Genomic DNA, 1,838 nt, shown 5'->3' with positions numbered 1-1,838 from the left:
CAGCCGACGGAGGGCGCGGGCGCCGAAGCCCGCCTCGGCACGCACGCCGCGCCCCCGGCCGTCGTCTCCGCCGGGCTCACCGTCCCGACGGTCGACGGCCGCCGGGTCGAGTACGCCAACTTCGACCACGGCGCTTCGACGCCGGCCCTGGTCAGCGTGAAGAAGGCCGTCGACACCGCGACCGCGACCTACTCCTCGGTCCACCGGGGCAAGGGCTTCGCCTCCCAGGTGACCAGCGCCTGGTACGAAGCCGCCCGTGCCGAGGTCGCGACCTTCGTCGGTGCCCGGGAGGACGACCACGTCGTCTTCACGCGCAACACGACGGACTCCTTCAACCTGCTGGCGCGCTGCCTGCCCCGGGACACCGTCGTCTTCGTCTTCGCGACGGAGCACCACGCGACGCTCCTGCCGTGGAACGGTGTGCGCACGGTGCGCCTCGAGGTGCCCGGCAGCCACGACGACGCCGAGGTCCTCCTCGACGAGGCGCTCACCCGGCACCCCGGGGCTCACCGCCTCGTCGTCGTCACCGGCGCGTCCAACGTGACGGGCGAGCTGTGGCCCCTGGACCGGCTCACCGCCGGCGCGCGGCGCCACGGCGCGCGGGTCGCCCTCGACGCCGCTCAGCTCGCGCCGCACCTTCCCGTCGACCTCGCCGGCCGGGATGTCGACTACGTCGCCTTCTCCGGTCACAAGCTGTATGCCCCGTACGGCGCCGGCGTCCTCGCCGGCCGCGCGGACTGGCTCGACGCCGCGCAGCCCTACCTCGCCGGCGGCGGGGCGACGGCGGCGGTCACCGCGGACGGCACCGTCTGGCATACCGGCCCGGCACGGCACGAGGCCGGCAGCCCGAACGTCCTCGGGGCGATCGCGCTCGCCGCGGCCTGCGCGGCCTTCCGCAGCAACCGCGTGGCCCTCGAGGCTCACGAGGAGCGCATCGGCCGCCGGCTCCTCGACGGCCTGCGCGCCATCGAGGGGGTGCGGACCCACAGCATCTTCGGCGACGACAGCGACCGCGTGGCCGTCGCGACGTTCACCGTCGACGGGCTCCCCTCGGGTCTGGTGTCGGCCGCCCTGTCCGCCGAGCACGGCATCGGCGTCCGGGACGGCAAGTTCTGCGCGCACCTGCTCGTCGACGCCCTCCTCGAGCACGACGCCGACGCGACGGCCGTGCGGGTCAGCGCCGGCCTCGCGACGACGGACGAGCATGTCGAGCGGCTGCTCGCAGCGGTCGCGTCGATCGCGGCGGAGGGTCCGCAGGCCGAGTACGAGGACGTGCCCGGCCAAGGCTGGACGCCCGTCGCCGACCCCCGCGAGGTGACTCCGCCGTTGCCCTGGTGAGCAGTCCCGTCGCCGACAGGTAGTGGGGTGGTGCACAGACCCCGATCGGGTGCCAGACCGCCAGCTGAGTCGCCAGCAGGGTCACCGAGCGGTGGTGCACAGGCCCCGATCGGGTGCCAGACCGCCAGCTGAGTCGCCAGACGGATGACTGAGGGCGGTGCACAGACCCCGATCGGGCGCCAGACCGCCAGCTGGTCGGCTCGAGAGGAGCGCCCCGGGGGTGACCCGGGCGGGCCCTACGAACAGGAGCATCGGCGCCCCCGCCACCGACGGGTGTCGTCGGACACTCTCATAGAGGCGTCACCCCCGGTAGGCGTGGCCCCCATTGCCTGTCGGTGGGACCGTCAGACACCCAATGCGGCCGCCGACACCGTGATGCGTGCGCCACTCACGCGCGGCGGCACGGGACCCGGACGCCTTTGGGTGTCCATGGGTCCGACGACAGGCAGTCGGTGGTGGTGCACAGGCCCCGATCGGGTGCCAAACCGCCAACCGAGTCG

Annotated in this window: 1 protein-coding gene; it reads left to right on the top strand. The window is 74.1% G+C overall.

Annotated elements, in window-relative coordinates:
- Nucleotides 1-1,338, top strand: a 1,338-nt coding sequence (locus BN12_RS21715) for an aminotransferase class V-fold PLP-dependent enzyme (protein WP_083454844.1), incomplete at its 5' end; no start/stop codon positions are given.
- Nucleotides 1,339-1,838: the final 500 nt, after the last annotated feature.

Origin of the sequence: Nostocoides japonicum T1-X7 (assembly GCF_001046855.1) — a bacterium.
Lineage (GTDB): Bacteria > Actinomycetota > Actinomycetes > Actinomycetales > Dermatophilaceae > Nostocoides > Nostocoides japonicum.
Note: the sequence above shows the minus strand (reverse complement) of the source record. Positions and strands in the feature narration are given on the sequence as shown.